Source organism: Planococcus sp. APC 3900 (genome assembly GCF_030407735.1).
Lineage (GTDB): Bacteria > Bacillota > Bacilli > Bacillales_A > Planococcaceae > Planococcus > Planococcus notacanthi.
Genome location: NZ_JASDCT010000001.1, coordinates 540445 through 565975, shown reverse-complemented (window position 1 = coordinate 565975; position 25531 = coordinate 540445). Strand labels below are relative to the sequence as shown.

27 protein-coding genes are annotated in these 25531 nt (G+C 45.3%); 9 read left to right on the top strand and 18 right to left on the bottom strand.

Annotated features, from left to right (window positions below; genetic code table 11):
• Positions 1 to 2: 2 nt before the first annotated feature.
• From QMA04_RS02845 to QMA04_RS02820, 6 genes are all read right to left on the bottom strand, one after another.
• Positions 3 to 815 (bottom strand): HAD hydrolase family protein, encoded by an 813-nt coding sequence (locus QMA04_RS02845; RefSeq protein ID WP_290183896.1) that lies wholly within the window; start codon positions 813 to 815, stop codon positions 3 to 5.
• Entirely contained in the window at positions 812 to 1921 is a 1110-nt protein-coding gene (locus QMA04_RS02840; protein WP_290183895.1) for a cysteine protease StiP family protein, read from the bottom strand. Before QMA04_RS02840 ends, QMA04_RS02845 begins: the two co-directional genes overlap by 4 nt.
• On the bottom strand, positions 1918 to 3288 hold the full coding sequence (locus QMA04_RS02835; RefSeq protein WP_290183894.1) for a phosphoribosyltransferase domain-containing protein: 1371 nt from the start codon (positions 3286 to 3288) through the stop codon (positions 1918 to 1920). The genes QMA04_RS02840 and QMA04_RS02835 overlap by 4 nt, the downstream gene beginning before the upstream one ends.
• Complete coding sequence (locus tag QMA04_RS02830) at positions 3221 to 4366, bottom strand: HpcH/HpaI aldolase/citrate lyase family protein (protein WP_191714981.1); 1146 nt, start codon at positions 4364 to 4366, stop codon at positions 3221 to 3223. Before QMA04_RS02830 ends, QMA04_RS02835 begins: the two co-directional genes overlap by 68 nt.
• 107 nt (positions 4367 to 4473) lie before the next feature.
• Positions 4474 to 5052, bottom strand: a complete 579-nt coding sequence (locus QMA04_RS02825; RefSeq protein WP_191714980.1) for a TerD family protein — start codon at positions 5050 to 5052, stop codon at positions 4474 to 4476.
• Positions 5053 to 5067: 15 nt separating this feature from the next.
• On the bottom strand, positions 5068 to 5679 hold the full coding sequence (locus tag QMA04_RS02820) for a TerD family protein (protein WP_146555821.1): 612 nt from the start codon (positions 5677 to 5679) through the stop codon (positions 5068 to 5070).
• 314 nt (positions 5680 to 5993) lie between these two features.
• Between QMA04_RS02820 and QMA04_RS02815 the strand changes: the two genes are divergently transcribed.
• The 6 genes from QMA04_RS02815 to QMA04_RS02790 all read left to right on the top strand — a co-directional run bounded on the left by QMA04_RS02815 (position 5994) and on the right by QMA04_RS02790 (position 12256).
• A complete protein-coding gene (locus tag QMA04_RS02815) occupies positions 5994 to 6932 on the top strand; it encodes a glycosyltransferase family 2 protein (RefSeq protein ID WP_290183893.1) in 939 nt (312 codons plus the stop codon).
• Positions 6922 to 7317, top strand: coding sequence for a GtrA family protein (locus QMA04_RS02810; RefSeq protein WP_203338887.1), 396 nt, complete (start codon positions 6922 to 6924; stop codon positions 7315 to 7317). Before QMA04_RS02815 ends, QMA04_RS02810 begins: the two co-directional genes overlap by 11 nt.
• Positions 7318 to 7336: 19 nt before the next feature.
• Positions 7337 to 9916, top strand: coding sequence for a YfhO family protein (locus QMA04_RS02805; RefSeq protein ID WP_290183892.1), 2580 nt, complete (start codon positions 7337 to 7339; stop codon positions 9914 to 9916).
• A gap of 99 nt (positions 9917 to 10015) precedes the next feature.
• Positions 10016 to 10678, top strand: coding sequence for a superoxide dismutase family protein (locus QMA04_RS02800; RefSeq protein WP_290183891.1), 663 nt, complete (start codon positions 10016 to 10018; stop codon positions 10676 to 10678).
• 188 nt (positions 10679 to 10866) lie between these two features.
• Entirely contained in the window at positions 10867 to 11742 is an 876-nt protein-coding gene (locus tag QMA04_RS02795; RefSeq protein WP_191714975.1) for an SDR family oxidoreductase, read from the top strand.
• Between the two features lie 121 nt (positions 11743 to 11863).
• Positions 11864 to 12256 carry a DUF2512 family protein gene (locus QMA04_RS02790; protein ID WP_290183890.1) on the top strand — a complete coding sequence of 131 codons (393 nt, stop codon included), beginning with the start codon at positions 11864 to 11866 and terminating at the stop codon, positions 12254 to 12256.
• Between the two features lie 99 nt (positions 12257 to 12355).
• On the opposite strand, the gene QMA04_RS02785 is transcribed toward QMA04_RS02790, so the two are convergent.
• The 5 genes from QMA04_RS02785 to ytvA all read right to left on the bottom strand — a co-directional run bounded on the left by QMA04_RS02785 (position 12356) and on the right by ytvA (position 15753).
• On the bottom strand, positions 12356 to 13048 hold the full coding sequence (locus QMA04_RS02785; RefSeq protein WP_290183889.1) for a YqjF family protein: 693 nt from the start codon (positions 13046 to 13048) through the stop codon (positions 12356 to 12358).
• 92 nt (positions 13049 to 13140) lie between these two features.
• Positions 13141 to 13959: a manganese catalase gene (locus QMA04_RS02780; protein ID WP_191714972.1), complete on the bottom strand. Its 819-nt coding sequence runs from the start codon at positions 13957 to 13959 to the stop codon at positions 13141 to 13143.
• Positions 13960 to 13981: 22 nt separating this feature from the next.
• On the bottom strand, positions 13982 to 14266 hold the full coding sequence (locus QMA04_RS02775; RefSeq protein ID WP_290183888.1) for a hypothetical protein: 285 nt from the start codon (positions 14264 to 14266) through the stop codon (positions 13982 to 13984).
• Between the two features lie 157 nt (positions 14267 to 14423).
• Complete coding sequence (locus QMA04_RS02770; RefSeq protein ID WP_191714970.1) at positions 14424 to 14843, bottom strand: organic hydroperoxide resistance protein; 420 nt, start codon at positions 14841 to 14843, stop codon at positions 14424 to 14426.
• Positions 14844 to 14910: 67 nt separating this feature from the next.
• Entirely contained in the window at positions 14911 to 15753 is an 843-nt protein-coding gene (ytvA, locus tag QMA04_RS02765; protein ID WP_290183887.1) for a YtvA family blue-light photoreceptor, read from the bottom strand.
• Positions 15754 to 15857: 104 nt separating this feature from the next.
• Here ytvA and QMA04_RS02760 point away from each other — a divergent pair, with 104 nt between their 5' ends.
• Entirely contained in the window at positions 15858 to 16562 is a 705-nt protein-coding gene (locus QMA04_RS02760) for a type 1 glutamine amidotransferase domain-containing protein (protein ID WP_191714968.1), read from the top strand.
• Between the two features lie 54 nt (positions 16563 to 16616).
• Positions 16617 to 16820 (top strand): hypothetical protein, encoded by a 204-nt coding sequence (locus tag QMA04_RS02755; protein WP_191714967.1) that lies wholly within the window; start codon positions 16617 to 16619, stop codon positions 16818 to 16820.
• A gap of 125 nt (positions 16821 to 16945) precedes the next feature.
• On the opposite strand, the gene QMA04_RS02750 is transcribed toward QMA04_RS02755, so the two are convergent.
• The 6 genes from QMA04_RS02750 to QMA04_RS02725 all read right to left on the bottom strand — a co-directional run bounded on the left by QMA04_RS02750 (position 16946) and on the right by QMA04_RS02725 (position 24214).
• A complete protein-coding gene (locus QMA04_RS02750) occupies positions 16946 to 18139 on the bottom strand; it encodes a S1C family serine protease (RefSeq protein ID WP_290183886.1) in 1194 nt (397 codons plus the stop codon).
• A gap of 12 nt (positions 18140 to 18151) precedes the next feature.
• On the bottom strand, positions 18152 to 19018 hold the full coding sequence (locus QMA04_RS02745; protein WP_290183885.1) for a peptidylprolyl isomerase: 867 nt from the start codon (positions 19016 to 19018) through the stop codon (positions 18152 to 18154).
• Between the two features lie 126 nt (positions 19019 to 19144).
• Positions 19145 to 20548: a sensor histidine kinase gene (locus QMA04_RS02740; protein ID WP_290183884.1), complete on the bottom strand. Its 1404-nt coding sequence runs from the start codon at positions 20546 to 20548 to the stop codon at positions 19145 to 19147.
• Complete coding sequence (locus tag QMA04_RS02735; protein WP_290183883.1) at positions 20529 to 21209, bottom strand: response regulator transcription factor; 681 nt, start codon at positions 21207 to 21209, stop codon at positions 20529 to 20531. The genes QMA04_RS02740 and QMA04_RS02735 overlap by 20 nt, the downstream gene beginning before the upstream one ends.
• Positions 21210 to 21314: 105 nt before the next feature.
• The gene (locus QMA04_RS02730; protein ID WP_191714963.1) at positions 21315 to 22328 is read right to left on the bottom strand and encodes a YcjF family protein; all 1014 of its coding nucleotides are present in this window, start codon (positions 22326 to 22328) and stop codon (positions 21315 to 21317) included.
• Positions 22329 to 22393: 65 nt separating this feature from the next.
• The gene (locus QMA04_RS02725; protein WP_290183882.1) at positions 22394 to 24214 is read right to left on the bottom strand and encodes an LTA synthase family protein; all 1821 of its coding nucleotides are present in this window, start codon (positions 24212 to 24214) and stop codon (positions 22394 to 22396) included.
• A gap of 111 nt (positions 24215 to 24325) precedes the next feature.
• On the opposite strand from QMA04_RS02725, the gene QMA04_RS02720 reads away from it, so the two are divergent.
• The gene (locus tag QMA04_RS02720) at positions 24326 to 24949 is read left to right on the top strand and encodes a flavodoxin family protein (protein ID WP_290183881.1); all 624 of its coding nucleotides are present in this window, start codon (positions 24326 to 24328) and stop codon (positions 24947 to 24949) included.
• 51 nt (positions 24950 to 25000) lie between these two features.
• On the opposite strand, the gene QMA04_RS02715 is transcribed toward QMA04_RS02720, so the two are convergent.
• Positions 25001 to 25531: a histidine phosphatase family protein gene (locus QMA04_RS02715; RefSeq protein ID WP_290183880.1), complete on the bottom strand. Its 531-nt coding sequence runs from the start codon at positions 25529 to 25531 to the stop codon at positions 25001 to 25003.

Genomic DNA, 25531 nt, shown 5'->3' with positions numbered 1-25531 from the left:
GCTTACTTGCGCTGCAATGAAATTTCGGCAACACGGGCCAAAATTTCTTCTCCTGCTTTGATGCCGTGTTTTTCCGTTTTATGAACATGTCCGGATACGGGCACCGCACTTCTCACCGCTTCGCCATGGGAAGCGAGCATACTATAATCGGCGCTTTCCAATAAATCAAGATCCAGCAGCGAATCACCAGCAGCAATGACATAGCTTGCTTCCAGATGTTTTTTGATATACTCCATGGCGCCTGCTTTCGTGATGCTTTCCGGCATGAAATAAAGTTTTCTGCCTTGGAGTGACATTCCCCATCCAAGTTTTTTGAACGTCTCGGTATAGAAATCCAACTTGTCTTCCGGGAAACGGGCCCGGTCCACAATCAGATAAACGAACCAATCGTCCGCTTCCCGTACTTTCAATACCCAGTCTTCTGAAAAATGGCGTTCGATTTCCGGCAACAATTCCGTAATTATGGTTTTTCGGCTGACGCATTGCTGACGAATCCCATCCGACCATTCTTTGATCGGCTGGCCATTTTCCAAAATGACGGCACCATTTGAAATGACGGCAAAGCGCGGAGCCTTGCCTTCAAAAATTCCCGTCACCCGCTCGTACTGAGCCTGCGTGCGTGTGGTCACCGGCAAAAAGAATGCAGACTCGTTGATTTTCCATAGCTCTGACTGACTTTTTTTGGTCATGTAAGACAACGGTTTTCCTTCATAGCGCTCTACTTCCACTAATTCGTCTTCTGACACATCCATCCCCATCGAATTGCGGGAATAGATTAGAGTTTGATCCAAGTCACTGGCGAATAATACCGTCATATTTCTTTACCTGATCGGATTAAGCCGATGGCACGATAGAATAAGTCAGGAACGACTTCCACCGGCACTTCTTTTTCTTTTGCCAACATGAGGATATGATGGACGTCGGGGTTATCAAGGCTGTTGACCAACACCTTCCATGGGCTTCTGCGCAGCAGCACACGTGTCGTTTCACCGACTCCCGGTTTAATCAGATGATAGTCGGTTTCGCTGTACATTTCTTGGCCGATCGCTTCGACTTCTTTCATGCCCTGCCAGGTTCTTTCCGCAGTCACCGGCGAAGAAACAGCATCCGTTTCGACCTGGCCGCGCGTTTCGGCAAAGCATTCTGTGATTTGATCGACAAAATCATTCGACAAATCTTCTCCCAGCAACTCCCCGTAAAACTTGGCACCGTGGAAATCGTCTTCACCGATGTAAAGCTCGTTAAGGATCGTACGGCTTACCAAGCCTGAGACGGTCGCATTCAAACAAGCACTTGGAATAAGGAAGTCTTCACGTGTCCCGAACAATACGGCACATGCTCCCGGGTCTGCCAATACAGCCATGTCATCGTGCAGTTTCATGTCTTTTTCTTCATTGAGGCTGTTGACCGATTTCGTCAACTCTTTTTGGATAGCGCCTTTTCCTGTCCAGCCATCCACAAATTGGATGCGGCTGTTCGGGTGGGCAGCGCGAATCGTATTGATCGCTTTTTCGTCAATGCCTTTATCCCGTAAAATCGATACGCTGTAATGCGGCCAGTCCATTCCCATCATTTGCTGGGCATAACGGCGGATTAAGATCCCGATTGGACTGCCAGCACGCGCTAATGACACAAGGACAACATCATCCGTTCCGGCATTCATGAAGATCCGGCGTGTCACTAACCCTACCAGATATGCCAATTGTTTCTTGGTCTTGATTACTGTTTCATGATACAGATTGGTATATTCATCAGAAGGACGATATTCCATCGGAAGCCGTTCTGCATAATGCGCTCCTGTCTGAACGGCTTTTTCCCGCTCTTCCAACGTACTTTCAACAAATTCCTCACTTACATCTTTCAAGAGGAAGGTGATATCTTCTTTCGGATAACTCGTTTTCACTAGACCGGTTGTTATCATTCGACTCTGTCACTCCTTTTGGTGGTTGTCAGGGATATCCATTCCACTGGCGCTTTTTTCTCCAAATAAGCAAGCAGCGGCTGCCATTCGGATTGTTCGACGACAGATTCAGCCAACAAATAAATTCGGTCAATATCCAATTTATTCAAATTATAGATGAATTGGCTCGTTTCCTCAGCATCAGGCAACTCGAACTTTGCTTTTTCCTTGATCGGATAGCCAGCTGTCTCAGAAGCAAAAATCGGACTGCGGGTCGTGGTTTGGACAAGTGGATTGCCGTCCAGCGCCAAAGCGAAACGCAAAGGCAGGTACATATTTTCACCTACACCGATAACCAATGCCTGTTGGCTCGTGGATTTGACCTGTTTTGCAGCGGCTTCAGCCCAAGCACCAATTTCATCCTGCTGTTTGCTGCTGATGCCGAAACGGCCTGTATACGGGATGTAATGCTGTCTAGTCTTTGAACCGACAGAGAGCCTTTCTCCAGCCAATTCGATATCCGGAATCCTGGAACCTCCTCCGGTTAAAACAGCCTGTTCAGGTTCTTCTGGAGCCGAACTGTGGACCAATTCGAAATGGCCTGCCATCAAAGACAAAACAGTCAGGTTGATTTTCCGATCGGCAGCTATTTTTTCCATTTTCTCTTTTTGGCTGTCATTTCGCCAATCGAGAATCGAAAGAGAAGCATAGTTTTTCCCCGGAAACTGATCGTCAAGTGCACAAACCAGATTCAATAAGGTATTGCCTGTTGAGATTTCATCATCAATCAGGACGATAGTATCCGCGTCTTCCAGCATACCGGACGGCGCGTACACTTTATGGGATGTTGCGTGGGAATGTTCTTCTTCAAAGACAAAAGATGGGGTCATGCCGATAATTTCTTCGCGCGTCGTATGAATATAGGCAGCCTCGTCAAAATGCTGAAAAACTGAATGGCCAAGGCCCGTTGCCGTTTCAGCCATGCCAATAAACACAGTTTTCTTCGGCAGGATTTCTTTAAATTGGAGCGATGTGAGAGTCGTTTCACGGTCAGCCGCTCCAGTTTCAATCATTTTCACAAGAGCTTCCGTATCAGGAAAGCTTTCGAGCCCCATTTCTTCCACCAACAGCGACGCCAGTAAAGTGCCTGTCCCAAGAGCCAAAGAAGGATGGACAGCCAAATGCTTGGCAATCAGCTTGCTGACAAACAGAAATTGACGTTTTTTGTTGACACGCAGCGCTACAGAAAAAAGCGATTCCGGTGACAGGCCGGGATAAGCGTTCTTTATGGAAATGTTGATATCCAGATTGTCCCACAACTTAGTATTGATTTGATAATTGCTTTGCCCGGATATGGTTAAGGACGTCAATTGGTTGATAGTTTTCATTCAGCACCCCATAGACTTCCGCTTGAGCGGCAATTTTCCTTGCCCAGCTCAAATGCGGTTTTACTTCGTTCATTTTATTGCGTTTTGGACTTTGCAGAACACCGTTGCGCTTGGCACTTTCATTTAGAATCACTTTAGCATCATCGTAAGCTTCGAGCGAGACGATATACCCCGCATTGACAATGGAAATCTGCGATGGGTGGATGCAGGTTTTCCCTTTAAACCCATTTAGTATATCCAGTTGGACTTCCTCCCACAGCGTCGCTTCGGGCTTAGAGGAAAGCCAAAGGCGTTCTCCGCCGGAAAAGTGTTCGTACACAGGACCCGAAACCGTAAAACCATCTTCTGCGCGGCCAAAACGGTTCAAAATGGCCGTCAGGCAATCACGGATGATGTGGACATCGTAAATTGTTCGTTCTGCCGGACGCCGCAGTCCGTATAAACTGGAAAAATCAGTCGCTCCTACCCGAACAGTCAAAATCCGGTCAGCTTCCGACTGCATAATTTGATGCAGCTCTGCTAATGTCTGTTCCCGGAGTTCACTGTACAGCACTTCTTTGGTTTCAAGTAAAGGCAGTGCATAGAGTTTTCTGCCGGCTCTTTCGCTAGCACGATCCAATGCCTCGAAAAACAGCGGCAAGGTGGTCGGAAGACATTTTGGAAACACAATTCCCGTTAATACACTCAATGCATCTCCCGCCTGGTCAATCAGCATATCCAATTGTTCAGGGGTCCGGACGCGCAAAAAAAGTACCGGTCCGGCGGCAAGTTGTTCAGCATTTGCTGCAGCCAGCTTTTTCAGTTCACCGACAACATTCTCTTCTGCCTGCCCCAGTTCCGAATCGGCAACTGCATCTTCCAGACAGATGATCAATGTCGTCAAACCTGCAAATGCTTTTGTACTGTAATTTCCACTTAAAATCTTCTGGGCAAAATCCACTTTGGATCCCGGTGTATAAAGTGCTGCGCCCAATGCCAATGCTAAGGTCTCCCGTTCCGTATCACGGTTGAATTCTGCCGGGGAATATTTAAAAAAGGTCTTTAAATCAGAATCGGTCAATACGTTAAAATGTCTCATGTGTGATCCTCCCGGCATGCGGCTGCCTACAGCCCGTTCAAATTATCATTTCATATATGAATGGAGAAAAAGCAAGGAGAAAGTCTCCTTGCTTTTCCATCGTTTCCTCAGCTGTTTAAGCCAAAGTCCTTAACAAGAGACTCTAAGCCGCCTTGATAACCGCTGCCAATGGCGTTGAATTTCCACTCTCCACCGTGACGGTAAAGTTCGCCGACCACGACTGCTGTTTCAATTGAAAAATCTTCTCCCAGATCATAGCGGATCAATTCTTCGTTTGTGTCTCCATTGATGATACGGACATATGAGTTGCTGACCTGGCCAAAGTTCTGCCCGCGTGCTTCAGCGTCATGGATGGTAATGGTGAAGGTCGCTTTTTCGATTGATGCCGGAATAGCTGAAAGGTTGACGTTAACCTGTTCGTCGTCTCCTTCGCCTTCTCCGGTTTTGTTATCTCCAGTGTGTTCCACTGCCCCGCCGGCTCCTATTGTATTGTTGTAGAAGATAAAGTCGGCTTCTGAAGCCGTTTTCCCTTCACTGTTCAACAGAAAGACCGATGAGTCCAAGTCGAAATCCTGTCCTCCATCATATTTATTGGTATCCCAGCCTAGTCCTACGATCACTTTAGACAGACCTGGGTTACTTTTCGTCAAATCTACTTTTTGCCCTTTTGATAAGTTAATAGCCATTCGTCATTTCACTCCTTAAGAATATTTGTTTGCAATTGATCCAATATCGGGTTCTGAAGCACCTTCGCCTATTGCTGAAAATTTCCATTCTGCGCCTTGACGGTAGAGTTCCCCTGTAATCAGCGACATCTTGCCTGCATAATTATCAGTAAGATTGTAATGAACCAATTCTTCTTTCGACTGGTTGTCGACCAGACGGATAAAGGCATTTTCAATCATGCCGAAATCCTGTTTCTTCTGTTTCGCATTGTAGATATTCACAACAAAAACCAAACGATGAATAGACGGTGAAATACGCTTCAAGTCGATGTTGATCACTTCGTCGTCGCCTTCGCCTTCACCGGTCAAGTTATCGCCGGAATGGACGACACTGCCGTCTTTGCTTTTCTTATTCCCGAAATAAATCAGGTTTTCTTTAGCTGTCAGCTTGCCGTTTTCATCCAGCAGCAATACGGATGCGTCACAGTCAACGTCAGCTCCGCCACCGCCGCCTAGCAGGCCGCTTAAAAACCCGCCGCTTTTTTTAGTTGCAACAGGATCCCAGCCAAGGCCAACCATGATGCTTGAAAGCGATGAACGTCCTTTTGTTAAATCAATTTTCTGACCTTTTACGAGATTGATCGCCATTCTTAACACTCTCCATTCATCAGTATGTATTCTATTTTAATGGTATCGGTCCAACAAGTAAAATTCAACGAATAAAGCCTATCGTCAGACTCCGATTCCCAGTCTCCAGCGTAATAAATCCAATTGCCTCAAGCCCGTAAGCATCGGCGAAAACCCGCTGAATTTTCAGACAAATGTTTTCTCAAAACACCTGACGTATACTAATACGTATTGAGGGCCAGGAAGTTTCATTTTCGTCAGGCATACTTATTAAATGGCCCGGGTAATAAAACTAAAGAAGATTTTTCAGAAGCAGTTTGAAAGGGGAATTAAACATGAAGCTTATCTCCATTGTAATTCCGGCATTTAACGAAGAAGCCAATATCGCTTCTATGTATGCCAAATTGGTGAAGGAACTTGAGGAGCTTCCATATCGTTATGAAATTATGTTCATCAATGATGGCAGCAGTGACGGTACATTGCAGGAAATTTTAAAATTGGCAGCAGTGCATGACACCGTTAAATATATTTCGCTGACGCGGAATTTTGGAAAAGAGTCCGCCATGCTCGCCGGCTTGAAACGCATCAAAGGCGATGCTGCCATTGTCATGGACAGCGACTTGCAGCATCCGCCTACTCTGATCGGTGAAATGGTCAAAGGTTACGAAGAAGGATTCAATCAAGTTGTGGCAAGGCGCTCACGCACCGGCGATTCCAAAATCCGCTCCCTGTTTTCTTCACTGTACTACAAACTGATCAATTCAATCACCGACGTCGACTTGCAGGATGGCGAAGGCGATTTCCGATTATTAAGCCGCAAAGCCATTAATGCGATTTTGGCATTGAGTGAAAGCAACCGTTTTTCCAAAGGGCTGTTTTCTTGGATCGGCCTCAGCAAAAAGACGATCAACTATGAAAATGTCCTGCGGACTGACGGTGATTCAAAATGGTCATTCAACAGTTTGGTCAATTACGGCATCGATGGCATCATTTCGTTCAATATGAAGCCGTTGCGCGTCTGTTTTTATACGGGCTTTCTCGTTCTTTTCCTGTCACTCATCTATATTTTCTTCACCTTATACAATATTCTGCGTGAAGGCATCGGTGCTCCCGGTTACTTTACAACAATTACAGCCATTCTTTTGCTCGGAGGCATCCAGCTGATCAGTCTCGGAGTCATCGGCGAATACATCGGACGCATCTATAATGAAACCAAACAGCGTCCGCATTTTCTTGTAGACATCAGCAACGTGGATGAATACGATGAGCCTTAAAACATTAAACACCGAGTTCACACGCTTCATTTTTGTTGGTGTGGTCAACACCATAAGCTATTACAGCATCTACCTGGTGCTCCATAATGTATTTGCACTGCCTTATCTGCTGGCCCATATTGTCGGCTTTCTCATCAGTTTGAACATTTCCTTTTTCTTAAACTGTTATGTGACTTACCGGATCAAGCCTACGCTTAAAAAGTACCTGTACTTCCCGTTGACTCAGGTTGTCAATATGTCCGTTTCAACAGCCCTTATTTTCATTTTCGTTGAGTTTCTTCACCTGAACAGCAATATTGCGCCTTTTGCCGCCGTATTGTTTACAGTTCCGATAACTTTTGTGGTATCAAGCAAAATTCTCAAAGATAAAGTCCATCCAAAATAACCAAAAAGACGGTGACTCTATGCAAAAGCTACGCCCTGCACTTCTTCTGTTATTATTCAGTTTAATCTTATCAGCAATCGGGCATGCTGTTTTCTTGTATCAATGGTCGCACGGCCATTTTATGGTGGGAATCAACGATGGTCTTTCACAGATGATGCCTTTCAAGCATCTTCTATATGAACAATATACCCGTGGGGAATTTTTCTACTCGTTTGATTTCGGACTTGGAGCAGGCACATTCAGTGAACTGTCTTATTACTTTTCCACGTCTATCGTATTTCTGATTTCAGTCGCCATTGTCTTCATTTTAAAAACAATCAACATCATCCAGACAACGGATGTACTGTTTTGGGCGAATGCCGCTGTCTTTATCAGCATCATCCGCTTGGCTGCTGTCTTGTTCATTACAACACGTTTTTTTATGTATATGAAAATCTCGAAATACGCAGCACTTCTCGGTGCTTCCCTATACGGCATTTCAGGTATGTATTTCCGCCATGTGACCTATTGGGAATTTTTCGCTGATGCCTTTATATGGCTGCCGATTTTATTGTTCGGTGCCGAAAAGATTTTCCGCGAAAAAAAGCCAGGCTGGTTTTTGGCAGCAGTCGCTATTTCGATGATCGACAATTTTTACTTTGCCTACATCAATTTTTTGCTGGCTGCCATTTATATTCTGGTCCGGCTGTTCATCCCGTTGACTGAAAGTGAAAGAGACAAAAAGAAAATATTGCTGAACTTCGTCGTGTCAGGGCTTATTGGAGCTGGCATCAGTGCTGTTTCCTTCATCCCTGCCGTCTATGCCTACTTGAACAATCACCGGCCGCCATTTCAGCAGGACATTCCGTGGCTTGATCTAACTGACAATATTTTGTTCAATAGCCGTTTTATCGTCTTGCCCGCATTTTTCGTCTTGCTGCTGTTTTGTGGTTTCCTGTATCGTCATAAAACCTTCCGCTTGTTTGCAATCCTTGGCATCGCCGGAGTTATCATGCACCACAGTCCCTTGATCGGCAGCGTTTTTAATGGTTTCTCTGCTCCTCAATACCGCTGGGAATACTTTTTGTCGCTGGTGATGGGTGGTGCAGTTGCCGTTGCATTTGACCACTTGCACCAATTCACAATGCGGCGATTTGCAATTGCAGCAGTTGGGGCGACTTTCTGTTTTGCCTTGTATGCTTGGAGCGATGAATTATTAGCGATTGGTTCGCGGGTTTCGGTTCTCACTTTCATCAACCTGCTGATCACGATGTTCCTGCTATTCCTTTACGTTCAATTCAAAAAACCTGTGTTTAAAGGTTTTTTGATGGCTTTCTTATTTGCATGGACTTTGCTGTTCGCAAATACCTACCAAGTCGAGAAGATTCTTTACGATGGTGATATTGCTCAAGTTGGTGAAGAACTGATGACCGGGGCGGATTATGATGACCCTGAAATCCAGGAACTGCTGGATGATGTGCAGGCCAAAGAAACCGGCGGCCCTTACCGCATTGAATGGATGGAAGGCGTCCGAAACAACACACCCATTGTCCAGGACTTCCAAGGCTTGAGTGCCTATTCCAGTATTTTGAATAAAAACCTCTTGTACTTTTACTTATATGATCTTGAAATAGACATGGGGCGTGAAAGCGTGAGCCGTTACGCAACGCTTGGCAACCGTGCTAATCTGCACAGCATGCTGCAGGGGAAATACGTCATCCGCCCGCACGGGGATGACAATGTTCCATACGGCTTCACTGAAATTTATGCGACAGAAAATTTCGCTGTCTTCGAAAACAATCATGTCTTGCCATTTGCACGCTCTACTTCGACAGTCTATGAAGAACAGCAAGTGTTGGAAATGTCTCCATTGATGCGCGAACAGGCCATGCTCACAGGTATCATTCTCGAGCAAGCAAAAGGCACGGAGGTACTCGAAGCAGACGCTGGCGCCTCCCCTGATTTTGACGTGACAGCGATGGGCGGGTCTTATGACGGCAATCATCTGCAGGTTACGGAAGAAAGCGGAGGCTTAAGCATAGACATAGAAGCTCTTCCCGAATCCGTGAACGATTTGTTCGTCTCCTTCCACTTGGAAAACAAAGCTGCAGACAAAGGATTTCCGCTTGCTGTCAATGATTATCACACGACCAGAAAATCCAACCAGTCTGTCTACAAAACATTTGTAGATGACCTCACAATCCGTATTCCTGCTGAACAACAAATCGAAATCCGCCTTCCGAAAGGCGATTACGAGTTAACCGGAATCCAGCTCTCTGCCGAAGACTATAAGACCCTGCGGCAGCAAGCTGATCAGCCTGATTTATCCAGCAACCTGATTATCGACGGCAGCAATGTCAGCCTGAATTACGCCAATCCAGAAAATGAGGGTTACTTGAAGTTGCCGATCCCTTATGAGCGGGGCTGGAAGGCTTCTGTAAATGGCCAAAAAGTGGAGGTGTTAAAGGCGGATTTTGCTTTTATCGCGGTACCTTTAGAATCAGGAGATAATCAAGTTTCGTTGAGCTACAGCCCACCTTTCTTCAAACCTGCACTCATCATCAGTGTTCTGTCTGCCTTGCTTGGACTGATGTTCGTATTCCGTAAAAGAAAAGAATAGCTCTTTTTCTCCTACAAAAGAATCCATTTCAGAAAATTGCGTTTATTCATCAGCCATTAAGTGTAATGTAGAATAACACGATTTCGAGGAGGAGTTCAGATGAAGCGATGGCTTATGCTTGTTTTGGTACTGGCTTTCTTATTATTTTTAACAGCCTGCGGCAATGAAAGCACAGAAGATCCACCTACAGAATCAGATGGTGCACCGGCTGAAAACACTGAAGATATTGAAGGAGAAGAAGAAAGTCCACCCGAAGGTGAAGAAGCGGATGAAGCGGAAACAGAGGAAGGCAGCAGTGAAGAAATTTTGATGCTTACTGTTGAAATGATGGACAGTGATGGAAATGCCATCGGCACCGCGGAATTATCTGAAGAAGATGCCGGAGTTAAGGTAGCACTTGAAGTTGAAGGCTTGGAAGAAGGCATGCACGGCATCCATTTCCATGAAACCGGAATGTGCGAAGGACCTGACTTCGAAACGGCTGGCGGCCATTTCAATCCGGCCGATGCCATGCATGGTATGGACAACCCCGACGGTCCTCACGCCGGTGATTTACCGAATATTGAAGCCAGCTCTGACGGCACCGCTTCACAGGAGTTCACAGCTGAAAATGTCACGCTCGCTATCGGTGAAGAAAACTCATTGCTCAAAGAAGGCGGTACAGCACTTGTTATACACGCCGCTGAAGATGATCAAACGACGGACCCTTCCGGTGACTCGGGCGATCGAATTGCCTGTGGTGTAGTCACAGGAGAATCTTAATCATGTTTTAAAACACCCATAACCCAAACGGAAACACCTCATTCAGACTGGTGTTTCCGTTTTTTATTTTATTCCTAAACCAAAACAATCACCTCCCCTACCGCCTTCCATATTATTGGAGATTGCGTTTAAGCAAGCCATCAACGGGAATAAGGAAAACATGCTACTTAATTAGAGGAGGATTCATTATGGCTAAAGATAAATTTGAAGAAATCGATGAACAGGTAGAACCGCAGGAGCAATCCAAACAGCCTGGTTCTGAAGAGCAAATGAGTCCGGAACCGATTTATGATGATAAAGACTACAAAGGTTCTGGAAAACTGGAAGGCAAAGTTGCGCTGGTGACAGGAGGCGACAGTGGAATCGGCCGTGCTGTGGCAGTAGCTTATGCGAAGGAAGGCGCCAACGTCGCAATTGCTTATTTAGATGAGCACGAAGATGCTGACGAAACGATAAAAGCAATTGAATCTTATGGAGCCAAAGGTGCAAAATTCGCTACAGATGTCAGCGATGTAGAAAAATGCAATCAACTGGTAGTGGACGTCATTTCCGAATTCGGCCAATTGAATATTTTGGTCAATAATGCAGGAAAACAATTCCCACAGGATGATTTTTTGGCTATCAGTCCAGATCAGTTGATGGAGACTTTTTCGACTAATATCTTCAGCATGTTCTATTTGACGCAAGCTGCATTGCCGCATCTCCAAAAAGGCGATAGCATCATCAATACATCTTCGGTCACGGCTTATCGCGGTTCTCCGGAGCTGATTGATTATTCATCTACAAAAGGCGCAATCACCAGCTTTACACGTTCCTTATCAGCCAATATCGCTGAACAAGGTATACGCGTCAACTCAGTGGCTCCAGGCCCTATTTGGACGCCATTGATTCCAGCGACCTTTGGAGCAGAAAAAGTGGGCGAACATGGTGGCGACACCCCAATGGAGCGACGTGGACAGCCTTCCGAATTAGCGCCTGCTTATGTTTACTTGGCTTCCAAAGACTCAACCTATGTGACAGGCCAGGCAATCCATGTAAATGGCGGCGATTTCATCAGTTCCTGACCCGTGGCAGCCCCGGCAAAAGCCGGGTCTTTTTTTGTCTTTTTTTACAGGTTTTATGAATTGAATCGATTGAAACGGGTATACGAAAAGTAACAACAGCTTTTTCAAGGAGGTGGAAAGCATGAAGTATCTTGAGGCAATTTTGATTAAATTTGCTATGGTCTTCTCCGTATTGTTTGTCATACTTGGCATTGCTTATGAAGTGGAAGTCTTTGAAATTTTCATCCTCAGTCTGATCATCACCGCTGTCGGCTTTATTGGTGATTTAACTATTTATCCGAAAACCTCCAACAAAGTGGCAACCGGAGGTGACTTTGTGCTGGTATTTCTAATTGTCTGGCTGGGTGGGCTATGGCTGATTAATAATCCTGATTTTTCGCTTGTCATGCCTGCAATCTATTCAGCCTTGCTTATTGCTGTCGGCGAATGGTTTTTCCATATTTATTTAACAAAGCGTGTCTGGGAACAAAAAGAGACTTCCTATACATTAAAACAAGAACCCAACCGAAAATAATGCCATTCAAAAAACACACCGGGGCAGCCGCCTCGGTGTGTTTAGTTTTTAGTTAAACTTCAAATTAGCCAAGTCTATTTTCCCGCAACCAGTCTCTTCCTACTCTTTCACAGGTGCATAAAACCATACTGTTTGCTGCCGTGAATAATGAGCCATTGGCTGTTGTCGATGCAAAGAAACCGGAAGATAGGATGCCATTGTATTTTGATCGATATGTCCTTTTAAATAATGCAATGTCCAATGCGAGTGCGAGATATCAACCCGGTAAAGCCGGTTTTCAGGTTTAGTCCATAAACAATAACGTTCCGTTAGCCAGTGCTCTATGGGGCTGGATGCAATGGGTGTAAAAGCAGGTTTATAGCTCATATCGAAAGATTCTGGGAACCGTCCCGCTTCGATTCGCCGACTGGAAAACCTCCATTTGCCGGCTTTTTTTGTCACGCTTATTTCGGCGTAGCGATAAGGCAAAAAACCTCTATAAGAAGCAGCTTTCACTGCAGGCAGGCTATTGGCATCCAAGCTAAAGAAAAACACGCCTCTCCTGTTTCCATACTTCACATAAGTCCTGACATTCAGCTCCAAAAAAGAACGTGTTCCCGGAACTGGAGGCAGAAATCGTGGACGTGTCGCTTTCGCTTGAAAAAAAACCACTCCGAGCCAAGCTTGATCGTCATATAAATCGATTTCCAGCTCATCGGGAACAAATCGGCGCAGCCATTCAGGTTTTACAGGCCAATGCAGAAAAACGACGTCTTTCCATTCCTGTTTCATGAGCCAAGGTCTTGCGGCCACTTCTTCCCCTCCTTCCCCAGCAAATGTTCTGGAAAAAAATAAAGGCTGCCCCTAAAAGCCAATAGTGGTGACTTCGGGACAGCCTGGGCTGATTATTTCAATTCATCTTCCGGCAATGAATTATGTGCTTCTGGAGGAGCTGGCTTCAACACCGGTTTTTCACTCAACGGTTCTGGTTTACCGAATGTAAATTCATGGCCATCCGGTGCTGGCTCGTTCATCCATTTCAGCTCTTTGCTGCTTTCTGAGTTCGTGTAAAGGATGTGGGAGAATTCTGTCGCTTCCCATTCTGGAGGAAGTGTTCCAGGCACAATCGGGCCTTCCTTCGCTTCCAATTCTTTTATAGCAGCTAGCCATTGGTTTTGGTGCATGGTATCACGTGCAAGCAAGAATGAGAACAGATCTTTTACGCCTCTGTCGTCTGTCATGCTGTAAAGGCGGGCTACTTGAAGACGGCCCTGTGATTCTGCATTGACGTTAGCGCGGAAATCCGCCAACAGGTTTCCGCTTGCTACGATATATCCCGCGTTCCAAGGCACACCATTGCTGTCTTTTGGAGAAGCGCCTAATCCATGGACAATGGCATGCTGCGGATTCATGCCACCCATGATTGCGCCTATAATCGGATCGCTTGCAGCTTTTTCCTGTTCATAAACAGGTGCCCCTTCAAGGAGTCTGGCCACCATTGTTGCGAGCATTTCAATATGCCCCAACTCCTGCGTTCCAGTATCCATCAGAAGATCTCTATATTTTTCGTTCCCTCTTGTGCTCCACCCTTGGAATAAGTATTGCATAGCAACTGACATTTCACCGAATTGCCCGCCGATCAGTTCCTGTACTTGTTTAGCGAAGACTGGATCTGGAGCATCCGGTTTTGCGTGGTATTGAAGTTCTCCTGTGTGAAAAAACATAAATAAAACCTCCTGTATAATTTTAGTTTTCGTCTTTAGAACCCACGTGTCCCTTACTTTCAGGCTCGACATCTCCTGGATGCCCACCGTCGTAATCAGAGTCGTTTCCACCTGAATTATAGGAAGTACCGGTTTTATATTCTTGCTGTTCTTTCTTTTGTTCTTCATTCAAGGCATCTCCTGGATGCCCACCATCATAATCAGAGTCATTACCACCTGCATTAAACTGATTCGCCGATTCATTTGAATCTTGGTCAGTAACTTTGCTGTCTTCTGAAGTCTGCTGCTTTCTCTGTTCTTTATCCATTCCCTCCATCATCCTCTATTTTCGTTATGACTCTGCATTATCTTTCTACCCCGCTCTATTTTTTTAAAACCATATTCTGTATTTCCCACTGCAACTACTTCAGTTTTTCACCATAAAAAAAAGCCGGAAAGTGAAGCTTTCCGGCTTTTTCTAATTTTTATACGATTTTCAATTCTACGTCGACATTGCCTCTTGTTGCTTTGGAGTATGGGCAGAACGCATGTGCTTTTTCTACAAGGTCTTTCGCTGTTGCTTCATCCACACCTTCTAAATGAGCATTTAAAGTAACACCGATTTTAAAACCGTCATTTCCTTCATCTTTCAGGAAGTGAACATCCGCTTTAATGGAAGTGCTGGAGACATCTGCTTTTTCTCTTTTGATGATTAAGTTCAATGCTCCGTCAAAACAAGCGGAGTAACCTGCTGCAAATAATTGTTCAGGGTTTGTGCCTTCTCCTCCGGGACCGCCCAATTCTTTCGGCGAAACCAATTGAAGATCCAATACATTGTCTTCGGAAATGACTCTTCCTTCACGGCCACCAGTGGCTGTTACAGATGTTGTGAATAATGCTGACATTTTTCCAACCTCTTTCCTGATTTGTATTTGAGAACACTTAAAACTTACCTCTTATGGCAATCCTTAGTCAACTGAAATGGTTTTCTCCAGTGGTTTTTTGAGTAATGAAACTCAAAGCTCTTTCAATTGTGGAAAAAGTAATCAGCTGGCTGTTCCGATCTAAGTCGTCGGCAAATTGCTGTGCAGCGGCCGGAGAGATTCCGGTTACATAGAGATTGCTTCCCATAATCCGAAGCGCTTCGTAAATCTGCTGGAACCAATAAAGCGGTGATTTTTCATTCCAGGACAAGCCTGTAATATCAATGATGGCGTGCTCAATTCGATGTTCTTGCACATACTCGCAGATTTTTACCTTCAAGGTTTCAAAACGTTGAAGATTCATCGTACCGACCAGCGCGACAGTAGCTACATTCTCTTGTATGGATAGAATAGGAAGCATCAACTTTTCGATTTCATCTTCATTGGCCATAATCGCCTGTTGCTGGGAACGTTCCAGCGTGATATCTGTCTGCGTACCGATGAAATACAGTTTATCCTCTATTTGGACGGGTTCAATGGCCAAACGGTTCCAAAACGGCGAACCGTCTTTCCGGTAATTCCGCAACGTCAATGTAATTGCTTCCTCAGCAGCAATAGCTTTCCTCATTTTCTCTATATCTTCTTTATCGGTTTCTGGCCCCTGCAAAAATCGACAGTTCTTTCCGATTACTTCTTGTTGTGTATATCCTGTCATTTCAATAAACGTTCGATTGGTGTAGATGATCGGATTATCCTGTTGCGACGGATCCGTTACGATCGTCCCCACTTTACTGCCATCGAGCATGGCTTCCAGCAAGGTTACTTGCGTTTCTTGTGTGAGTTCTTTCAAGTGGTCCACCTCTTCTTTCAATTCATGCAATAATCGTAGCATAATTCCCCTGACCAAATCCACGAACTGCTCATTTGCCACGTTTCAGGATTCCTTTACAGGGTAAATGAAGAAACAAGGACTTTTTAAAGTAGGAGGAAGATACCATGGCAAAAGTATTGGCAGTGTTATCCAATGGTTATACAGATGAAGAGCATAATTATGTAACAGGTTGGTGGGCAGAAGAACTTTTCGCACCTGCATTGGAACTTGAAAAAGAAGGCCATACCGTAGGACTCGCTTCTATTGATGGCGGAAAACCCGTCGTCGATCCATTAAGCCTCAGCAAAGATTATGATCCAGATGGAATTTATAAAAAACAATATGAATCAGGTATGGCAGATAAAACAACTCCGATTGTGGACGTCAAAGCCAGTGACTACGATGCCATCATGATTGTTGGTGGACATGGAGCCATGTTCGATTTGGCGCATAATGAAGATTTGCATGCTGTCATTAATATTATGTATGAATTGGGTGGCATCGTTTCTGCAGTTTGCCACGGGCCGGCACCACTCATCTATACGAAAACCAGAGAAGGCCGCGGAATTCTTGAAGGGCTGAAAGTAACCGGCTATCCCAATGCAAATGAGCCTGAAGAAGTGGTGGATTTGCTGCCTTTCAGCTTAGAGGATGAATTGAGCAGAATCGCAGATTACCATGAAGAAAAAGAACAGGATGCCTATGTTGTTTGGGGCAGCAAACAAATCCTGACAGGTCGAGATCCGCAATCTTCACAGCTTTTTGGCCGTGAACTGGCACAAAAATTGACACAGCGCGAACTGAAAACAGAAGAAAAATTAGTGGATTGAACCCTTATTTTTAAGGGTAAAGACTATTAACGGTAAGTCCAAGGAGGCATTCAAATGAGCAATAATGAAAAAGACGATTACATGAAAGAAACCGAAGAAGAAGCGAAGCGCCGTCCGAACGAAGAAAAAGAAGGTTTGCAAGAACCTAGAACCACAGGCTACAAGCCTTTGCAGCTGGGCATCATTATTTTTGTTGTGCTCGTTCTCATCCTTGTCGGTTTTGGAATTGCAACAGATTGGTTCGGAATTTTCAACTGATCCCTTTCTTACATGAGCCATTTAGAAATTCCCACACAAAAAGCTTCCCACGCAATTGGGAAGCTTTTATGCTGTTCAAAAACTCGCAGCCTTTATTTCAATGCCAAATCCTTTCTCTTTTCCACTTACATGCTTTCCGTCAATTCCAATTCGAAACTCATGAGTTCGCCGCCTCTATAAGCCTTCACTTCCAACGTATCCCCAACTTCCGTTTCGTTGTAAAGGTATTGGCGAAGCTCGAGAATTGATTTCACCGGCTTGCCGTCCAGTTCAACAATGACATCATATGCTTCCATTCCGGCTGTTGCCGCTCCGGATCCTTCGACCACGGATTGGACGACAATGCCGCCTTCCACTTCTGCGGGCAACCCTAATTGGCCAGTGCGATACTGTGCTGGCACTTCAGCTAAATCCAATATAGCGACACCCATCGAAGGGCGCTCAACTGCGCCTTCGGTCTCCAGATCTGCAATGATCGGGATAGCGGTATTGATTGGGATGGCCAAACCAATTCCTTCTACTGCTGCTTGCGCAATTTTCATGGAGTTGATGCCGATCAATTGACCCTTAGCATTGATCAGCGCGCCCCCACTATTGCCCGGGTTGATGGCAGCATCAGTTTGAAGAACTTCCGACTGCCAATCTTCTGTGCCGTCCTGGTTTACATCAATCGGAATCAAGCGCTCGGTTCCCGAAATGACCCCTGTGGTCACCGATCCCGAGAATTGAAGGCCTAACGGGTTACCAATTGTAATTACCGGTTCTCCGGCTTTCAAGACTGAAGAATCTCCAAATTCAGCAACTGTTTCAATACTTTTACTTGGAACTTTCAAAACAGCCAAATCAGTCCATACATCCGTCCCAAGCACTTCTGCATCCAATTCAGTTCCATCTGACAAGGTGACCATGACGTCTTCGGCACCTTCTACAACATGGTTATTGGTGACAATATATGCAGTGTCTCCGTCTTTCTTGTAGATCACCCCAGATCCGGCACCGGCCTCCTGCGCTTCATTGTCTGTGGCAGTTGGGGCAGAAAATGGATTTTGCTGTGCCATCTGCAAATTTGAAACGCCAACGACCGCATCGTTGGTCTGTTCTACAATTTCCGTCACATCCGAAGTGACCACTGTGGAAGTTGTCTGCACGCCACTGACCGACTCGGTTGTTGTTGCTCCTACAGCCGTTTCCGGTTCTGCGTCTGTTACGCCAGGCAAAATGACTCCCACCAATAACGCCCCTGCAATCAATCCTGTAAAGCTCGAAGCGAAATAGCCTCGTTTGCCCGTTTTCTTGTCATTCGAATTATAATATCCCATCATATGTCCTCCTTATTCTGCCAACGTATTAACGATGTCGTATGACTCCGTTTTTTCGGCCAGCCATTCTGCGTATTTCGTATTCAACGCTTCATCAAATAAAGTTTCTTTGATTTGCTCTTTGCTGTCTTCCAAGTTCGCCTCGACTGCAGCGGTTTTTCCTGTCACCTGAATAATATGGAATCCATAATCTGTTTGGACAGGTTCACTGATTTCATCTACTTCCATACTGAATGCAGCTTCCTCGAATTCAGGGGCCATCTCACCGGCACCAAAAGCTCCCAATGCACCGCCATTTTCAGCATTGCTTGTATCTGTCGAATATTCCGCCGCCATTTCAGCGAAGTCGCCGCCGTCATCCAACTTGGCTTTGACTTCGTCGGCTTCTTCCTGAGTAGCTACCAATATATGGTTCGCTTCCACCTGTGATGGCTGATTGAATGCATCCTTATTTTCTTCGAAATAGGTTTTGATCTGTTCATCGCTTATCTTAATATCAGGCCCGACGATTTTCTCGACCTTCAAGTAAATTTCCATCTCCTCTTTCAAATCCGTTATCGCCATGCCGCTGGCAGCAAGAGCTTGTTCAAGCGCTTCTGTCCCGCCATAGCTTTCTTCGTAAACTGCCATTTCCGCATCCAGCTCTTCCTGCGTCACTTTGACTCCCGCTTTATCCGCTTCCTGATTGACCACTTCATTGGAAATCAAAACATCCAGTGCCGCAGGCCCCGAAGAAGCCAACATTTTTTCATATAGTGCATCTTTTGTAATTTTCGTGTCTCCTACTGAAGCCACTGTTTCATCTTCTGAAAATGCAACCAGCATAAAGATAACCGCTGCCGCTGCCGCACCAATGGCGATATAGTAAACTTTCTTCATCTCTGTTCCCTCTTTTCTTAAGCCGTTATACAAAGCTTATCAAGCAGTTATGAATAAACTATGACCAGAGTTTTAACAGAAAGAGAAAGTTCGGCACAAAAAATAACCCGAGGGAAAATCCCAGGGTTACTTTTTGTAGGGGAGGCGGATAATAAATTTCGTCCCTTTCCCTTTTTCGCTTTCAACGCGAACTTCTCCGTCATGCAGCGTCACCAATTGCTTGACGATTGACAAACCAAGCCCAAATTGCCCGCTGCCGCGTGACAAATCCGCTTTGTAGAAACGACGCCAAATCATATCGATTTCTTTGACATCGATTCCTGACCCGTCGTCTTCCACGGTGATCACCATGTCATCACCCTCTGAGAAAGTAGAAAGCGAAATCGTGCCGTTTTCGGTAAACTGGATCGCATTTTTAGTGATGTTCATCAGAATTTGAATCAGGCGGTCCATATCGCCATAGATGACATCACCTGGCTGGGTATTGACCACAATCAGATTCCCTTTCTGCTTTGCCTGCAGATACAACTGTTCCTGGATAATTTCCAGAAGTTCGTCCGCTTCGATTTCTTCTTTAGTCAGCTCCACCTGATTGGATCTGATTTTCTCATAATCCAGGTTTTCGTTGACCAGGCGCATCAGCCTCTTCGTTTCTTCACTTGCCAATCGAATGCCTTTTTCCCTTTGCCCTTCTTCAATCATATTGTTGCGCAGCCCTTCAATGATGCCGGCAATCGTCGTCAAAGGCGTCCGCATTTCATGCGAGACGTCCGCCATAAACTGGCGCCTCCGGTTTTCAAGGCGGTCGATTTCTTCATTGGATTGCTGAAGCTTGGCCGCCATCTTGTTGAAGTCATGGGCCAAATCGCCAAACTCATCGAAATTCGATTCCGGCAGATTGACGTCATAATGCCCTTCACTGATCATGGAAGTCGCTTTTCGCATCCGCTGGATCCGGCTGACATGCATTTTCGACAGCCATAAGCTGAACAGCAGGGCAATTGCAAAAGCGATCAAAATCGTTGTAATCAAGGTTTTATTCAACTCGGCAATCATTTCGCTGACGCCGCTGACGGGCGAAGCAAGCAGGACACCGCCTGCCAACTGATTATTTTCAAAGTAAGGCATAGCCACAAACGTCACTGTGAGTTCAAATCGTTCGACATCCCGATTGACAACCAGTGTTTCTCCCTGTTCGATGACACTCCATTCTTCCTGTGTCAGTTCTACGGGCGGGAACGAACCTGAGACTGGATACAAAATCCGACTCTGCTGATCAAAAACGATGAAACTGATGTTCTGCGCTTCCAGGATCGATACATAAGCCTGCAGATTAGTGCCTGGGCGTGCCCGTTCAAGTTCAGCGATGATCTGTTCCCCGTAATTCTCGAGTTCTTCCGCTTTTTCATCATAGGCAAAATCATCCACATAGCGGACGAATAAAATACTCAATATCAAAAATGCGATCAGCAAAATGCTCATATGGCTGGCAATCAGCTGATAGAAATACTTAATTCGCGTGTTCTTCAAATTTATAGCCAACTCCCCATACCGTATGGAACAGCTTGTCTCCGCCATCGATTTTCTTGCGCAACCGTTTGATGTGAACGTCTACTGTCCGCTCGTCGCCGTAAAACTGATAGCCCCATACCTGTTCCAATAATTGTTCACGGCTGAACACCTGCTTCGGATGCTGCAGGAAAAACAGCAATAAATCGAATTCCTTCGGGGTCAAGCTGTCTACCGCCTGCCCATCCTTCAGTACATCCCGCGTCTCTTTGTTGACGATGAAATGGACGGTTTGGATGGAGTCCGATACAGGCTCGACTTTCTGTGTTCGGCGTGTAACCGCTTTGATTCGCGCCATCAACGTTAGCGGACTGAATGGTTTCGTGACATAATCGTCTGCTCCCATTTCAAAACCGATGACCTGGTCGGATTCACTGTCTTTTGCCGTCAGCATGATGATCGGCACCGTGTTTCCTTCCTCCCGGATTTTGCGGCATAGTGCAATGCCATCCATCCCGGGAAGCATCCAGTCCAAGATCAGCAGGTCGTATATTCCGTCTTTGTATTTACGGTATCCTTCCAGTCCATCAGCTGCGAATTCACCTTGTATGCCTTCTTTTGAAAAGAACAGCTCCAGCATGGAACTGACGCTTGGGTTATCTTCCACCACCAATATCTTCATCCTGCACCTCCGTCGTTCTTTCTCCTAAAGGTAAATGACAAATCCAAATGACGCAAGCAACTTGAAAACCGCCCTTCAACGTTCGAAGAGCGGTTCAGCAAGCGATCAGGCTTTTTTTTCACGGTTTTTAAGCTTCTCAAAGATATCGCCGATCATGTCGTAATCAATGGCGATATTGTTTTCATACGCATATTTGACACCATAACCCAGTGCCAAGGTCATGGATGAAGCAACAGTCCCTCCAATAATGGATCCTGCTCCAGGAATGAATTTCAAGGCTTGGCGGTAAATTGTATGGCCGATGGTTTGAGTAGCCGTAATGACAATCATGTCTTTTGCCGCTTTTTTGGTTAATGGCTTATCGTAAAGGTTCGATAATTTGATGATCAACCCAACTTGCAAGGTAGTCAACGGCAACACGTCAGATCCTGGAATCGGCGATGCACCGATCACACCAGCTGAAACGCCAGCCCCAATGATCCAGCGTGTGGCAGCTGAAGACTTTTCTTTCATGCTTTTGGCGAAGAGCAGGTCTTTACCTTTCTTTTCGAGCAAAAAAAGGATTTCCTTCTTTAAGGTTTCCAGATTTTCTTCTGTTTTCGAAGAAATCGGAATGACTTTGTATTTATGGGCGGTATGCTCTTTGACGAACTGGACAATGGACGGAATATTCTCTGCTGCATCGATTTTATTCAAGACAATTAAAATATCTTTATTGTGTTTTTCAATTTCATTGAATTTCTCTTTTTCGCTTTCAGAGAATACCGTTCCTGCTGCATTCAGGAAGAACAGCACGACGTCGGATTTCTGGACGAACTCCAGTGTTTTCTTGGGATTTTCATCATTCGGATCGTTTAAGCCCGGTGTATCCATAAATTTGATATTTTCCAGGCCATGAATATTATAGGGATCCACACTGACCGTTTCCCCTGGCATCGGGTTGGTGCTGGCAATATCTTCACCGATGATTTTATTGACGGTGGATGATTTGCCCGCGTTCACTTCTCCGATTAAGGAAATCAGAAGATCTTGATCCAGTGCATCATTGACTTTTTTCATTTCATTTTCAAACATCTTGTCCATTGCCTGCATGACTTCTTTTTCAAATTCTTTTACCATAGACCGGTTTCCCCCTCATTTCATACTTACTGTCTATTATAACGACTTCCCTATACCGGATGGAATTATTCCTCGATATAGTCTTTTAATAACGTATCCGCATAGTTCATCAAGCTTTCCGTATCCCGGATATGTTTTTTAGCTTCGCTGTTTTTACTGCGCTTTTCCATGCTCTTTAAATCGTACAGCACTTCAGGCAGTTTGGCTCCAGGCGCTTTATAGAATTGTTCCGACTGGATGTAGGACCCTCCAGGCATATAATAGCGCATGCCCAGCAGATTTTTTTTGTAATGGAACAGATTGTGCCCCATCATCGGCTCGTCGTGCTCAACCCCAAGCAGCGCCAATAATGTCGGCATAATGTCGGCCTGGCCGCCGAGACGTGTCATTTCAGCTTCTTCAAACAGATTTCCACCTGTAAAAATCAGCGGAATGGTAAATTGATCTTTTAAAGAATACGTATGCCCCAAGAAGTTGCTTAATAGCTGCCGGTCTTCTTCCGTCACTAAAGTGCCGTGCATACCGGAGTGGTCTCCAAAAATGGCAATTAAGGATTCATCATAAATTCCCCGGTCCTTCAGTTCCTGTATAAATAAGCCGATTTGTTCGTCTGCATAGCGGATGGATTGCAGATAGTTCCCAATGTACATGCCTTCGTATTCTGCTGGGAGGTTAAGATACTCCATAGCACCCGGCATTTCAAATGGAGTATGGCTGGTGACTGTAACGATGTTGGCATAAATACGCTCGTAAGTGTCGAGCTGGCGCGGCAGCTCTCCTGCTACAAAATCAAACAGCACTTCATCTGCCGGACCGAAGCCGACAGTTTTGATATTTGGGAGGTCATCGATCGAGAAGACCTCTTCGTAACCAAGAACCGGATAAAGCACATCCCGGTTCCAAAATGTCACATCGTCCGCATGGTAGGTGGCAGATCCATAACCTTCGTCTTTTAATGTACGGGCCAGGGAAGGCACTTCTTTTCCGGTGAGGCTGTTGGCCGTCGGAATCATGCCTTGCGGATACAGTCCGGTATTGGCCATCCATTCTGCATCAGAAGTTGTCCCCGCGCCCACCTGTTGGAAGACATTGGAGAAGTAGGCACTTTCACTCAACAGCTTATTGAGGTTTGGTGTGATTTCCTGGCCGTGCAAGGTTCGGCCAATCACGAAATTCTGCAGTGATTCTACTTGGATGACGAATAAATGCCGCCCTTCCGCGATTCCAAAATTGTCGTGTTTACTGACTTCCACATACTTATTGCCTTTCAACTCTTCCAATTCTTTAGCTGACAGCTTGCTGGAAGAGGCATGTGCGGTTTCTGTGGAACGATTATACAATTGAGCCAGCTGAGACTGCAAAAATCCATTTTCTTTCGCAAAATAAGAAACATCAATGATCGGTTGTTGCAGCGCATACACAATGGTAATCGCACAAATCGCGGCCATAGTGACTGCCGTATATTTCATGGCAACAATTTTCACCGGTTTTTCGAAGCGGCGGGCAATGAACACCAGCAAAATAACATCTAGAAAGAACAGGAAATCCCAAGGATTTGCAAGCATCGAAATGGTATTGCTGACAGAACTCGACTGCGTCAGCTGCTGTAAATCGTAGTAAGAAGGGATGGTGGAATAATAGCGTATATACAACGTGACAGTAAAGAAAATGACGGAAGTCAGCAGATTAAAAATAAAAACAGCCAACCATATCCGTTTTTTTGCCAGCAGCAAAACAGCAGATAACAGAAGGGCCCACATTGGAAATTCAATCAAAACAATATGCAAAATCGATTTTGTATCAAAAATAAGCACACGAAAAGCACTCACTTTAATTAGCAACAAGAGGAAAATCAGTATATAGGGCAGGGCATCATTTTTTTTCATTTGAAACACCTCTTTTCTTCAGACGATTGCTCGAATCGATTGTTGCATATATTCCTGGTAAAAGGGAAAACAAGGACTAAACAGAAACGAAAATATAAAAGGAGCGATAAAATGCAACCCTTAAAAGCACTTTTCCTTAACACTTCGTTGAAAAATTCCAAAGAACCTTCTCATACAGAAGGGTTTATCAAGGATGTTCAATACCATTATAATCAATTGGGAGTAGAATCTGAAACCTTGCGTTTGGCTGATTACTCCATCGCCTATGGCGTCCAGGAAGACATGGGCGACGGTGATGAATGGCCCCAAATCCTTGAGAAAGTATTGGCTGCAGATATTGTCATTATCGGCACCCCCATTTGGCTAGGCGAAAAAAGTTCCTTGGCGACGCAAGCCATTGAACGCCTTTATGGAAGCAGCAGCGTCACCAACGACAAAGGGCAAGCCGTTTTCTACAATAAAGTTGGCGGCGTGGTTGTAACCGGCAACGAAGATGGAGCAAAACATTCAGCGGCTTCCATTCTATACGGGCTTTCCCATATCGGTTTTGTTATCCCGCCGAATGTTGATGCTTATTGGGTCGGTGAAGCAGGACCCGGCGATTCTTATATGGATGCCGGGCGCAACAATGAATTCACCAAATCCGCAATTCAGCGGCTTGCTTATAATACCTATCATTTAGCTGGACTGCTCAAGAATAATCCCATTCCAAATGAAGGAAATACGCTGGAATGACATTCCGCTAAACAGCCAACAGCCTCCTCAGCTGTTGGCCTTTTTAAATTGTCATTTCCATATCCGCGCCACTGAGGAATGGCCATTTTCCACTTCCACTTTATAGACATCCGGATTCGTCAGCTTTTGCCATTCTGAAAACCCATAGCCTGAATCGATTTTTTTCAAGAGCAGACCTAATAAGTTTCCATGTGTCACCGCTGCCGTCCCATCTTTCATTTCACTCATCACTTCCATTGCGCGGTCAGCCGCTTCTTTTCCCGATTCGCCTCCCGCAAGCTTCAGCTCTTCATCACCGAACGATTCCTCCAGTTTTTCCATCCAGTCCGGCAAGTCCTGCGTGCTCAACACGCGTTCAGCCAATCGGTCATCCACTTCAATCGGCAAACCTAATCGATCCGCCACCGGTTCAATGGATTGGATGGCCCGGGTAAATGGACTGGCGACAAGATGGGCCACTCTCTGATTTCCCAAAAAATCCGCCAATATATGCGCTTGCTGCCTGCCTGTTTCCGTTAACTCTGCATCCGGTGCCTGGCCAGTTGCTTGGCAATGCCTGATCAAGTAAATTGTTTTTTTCAT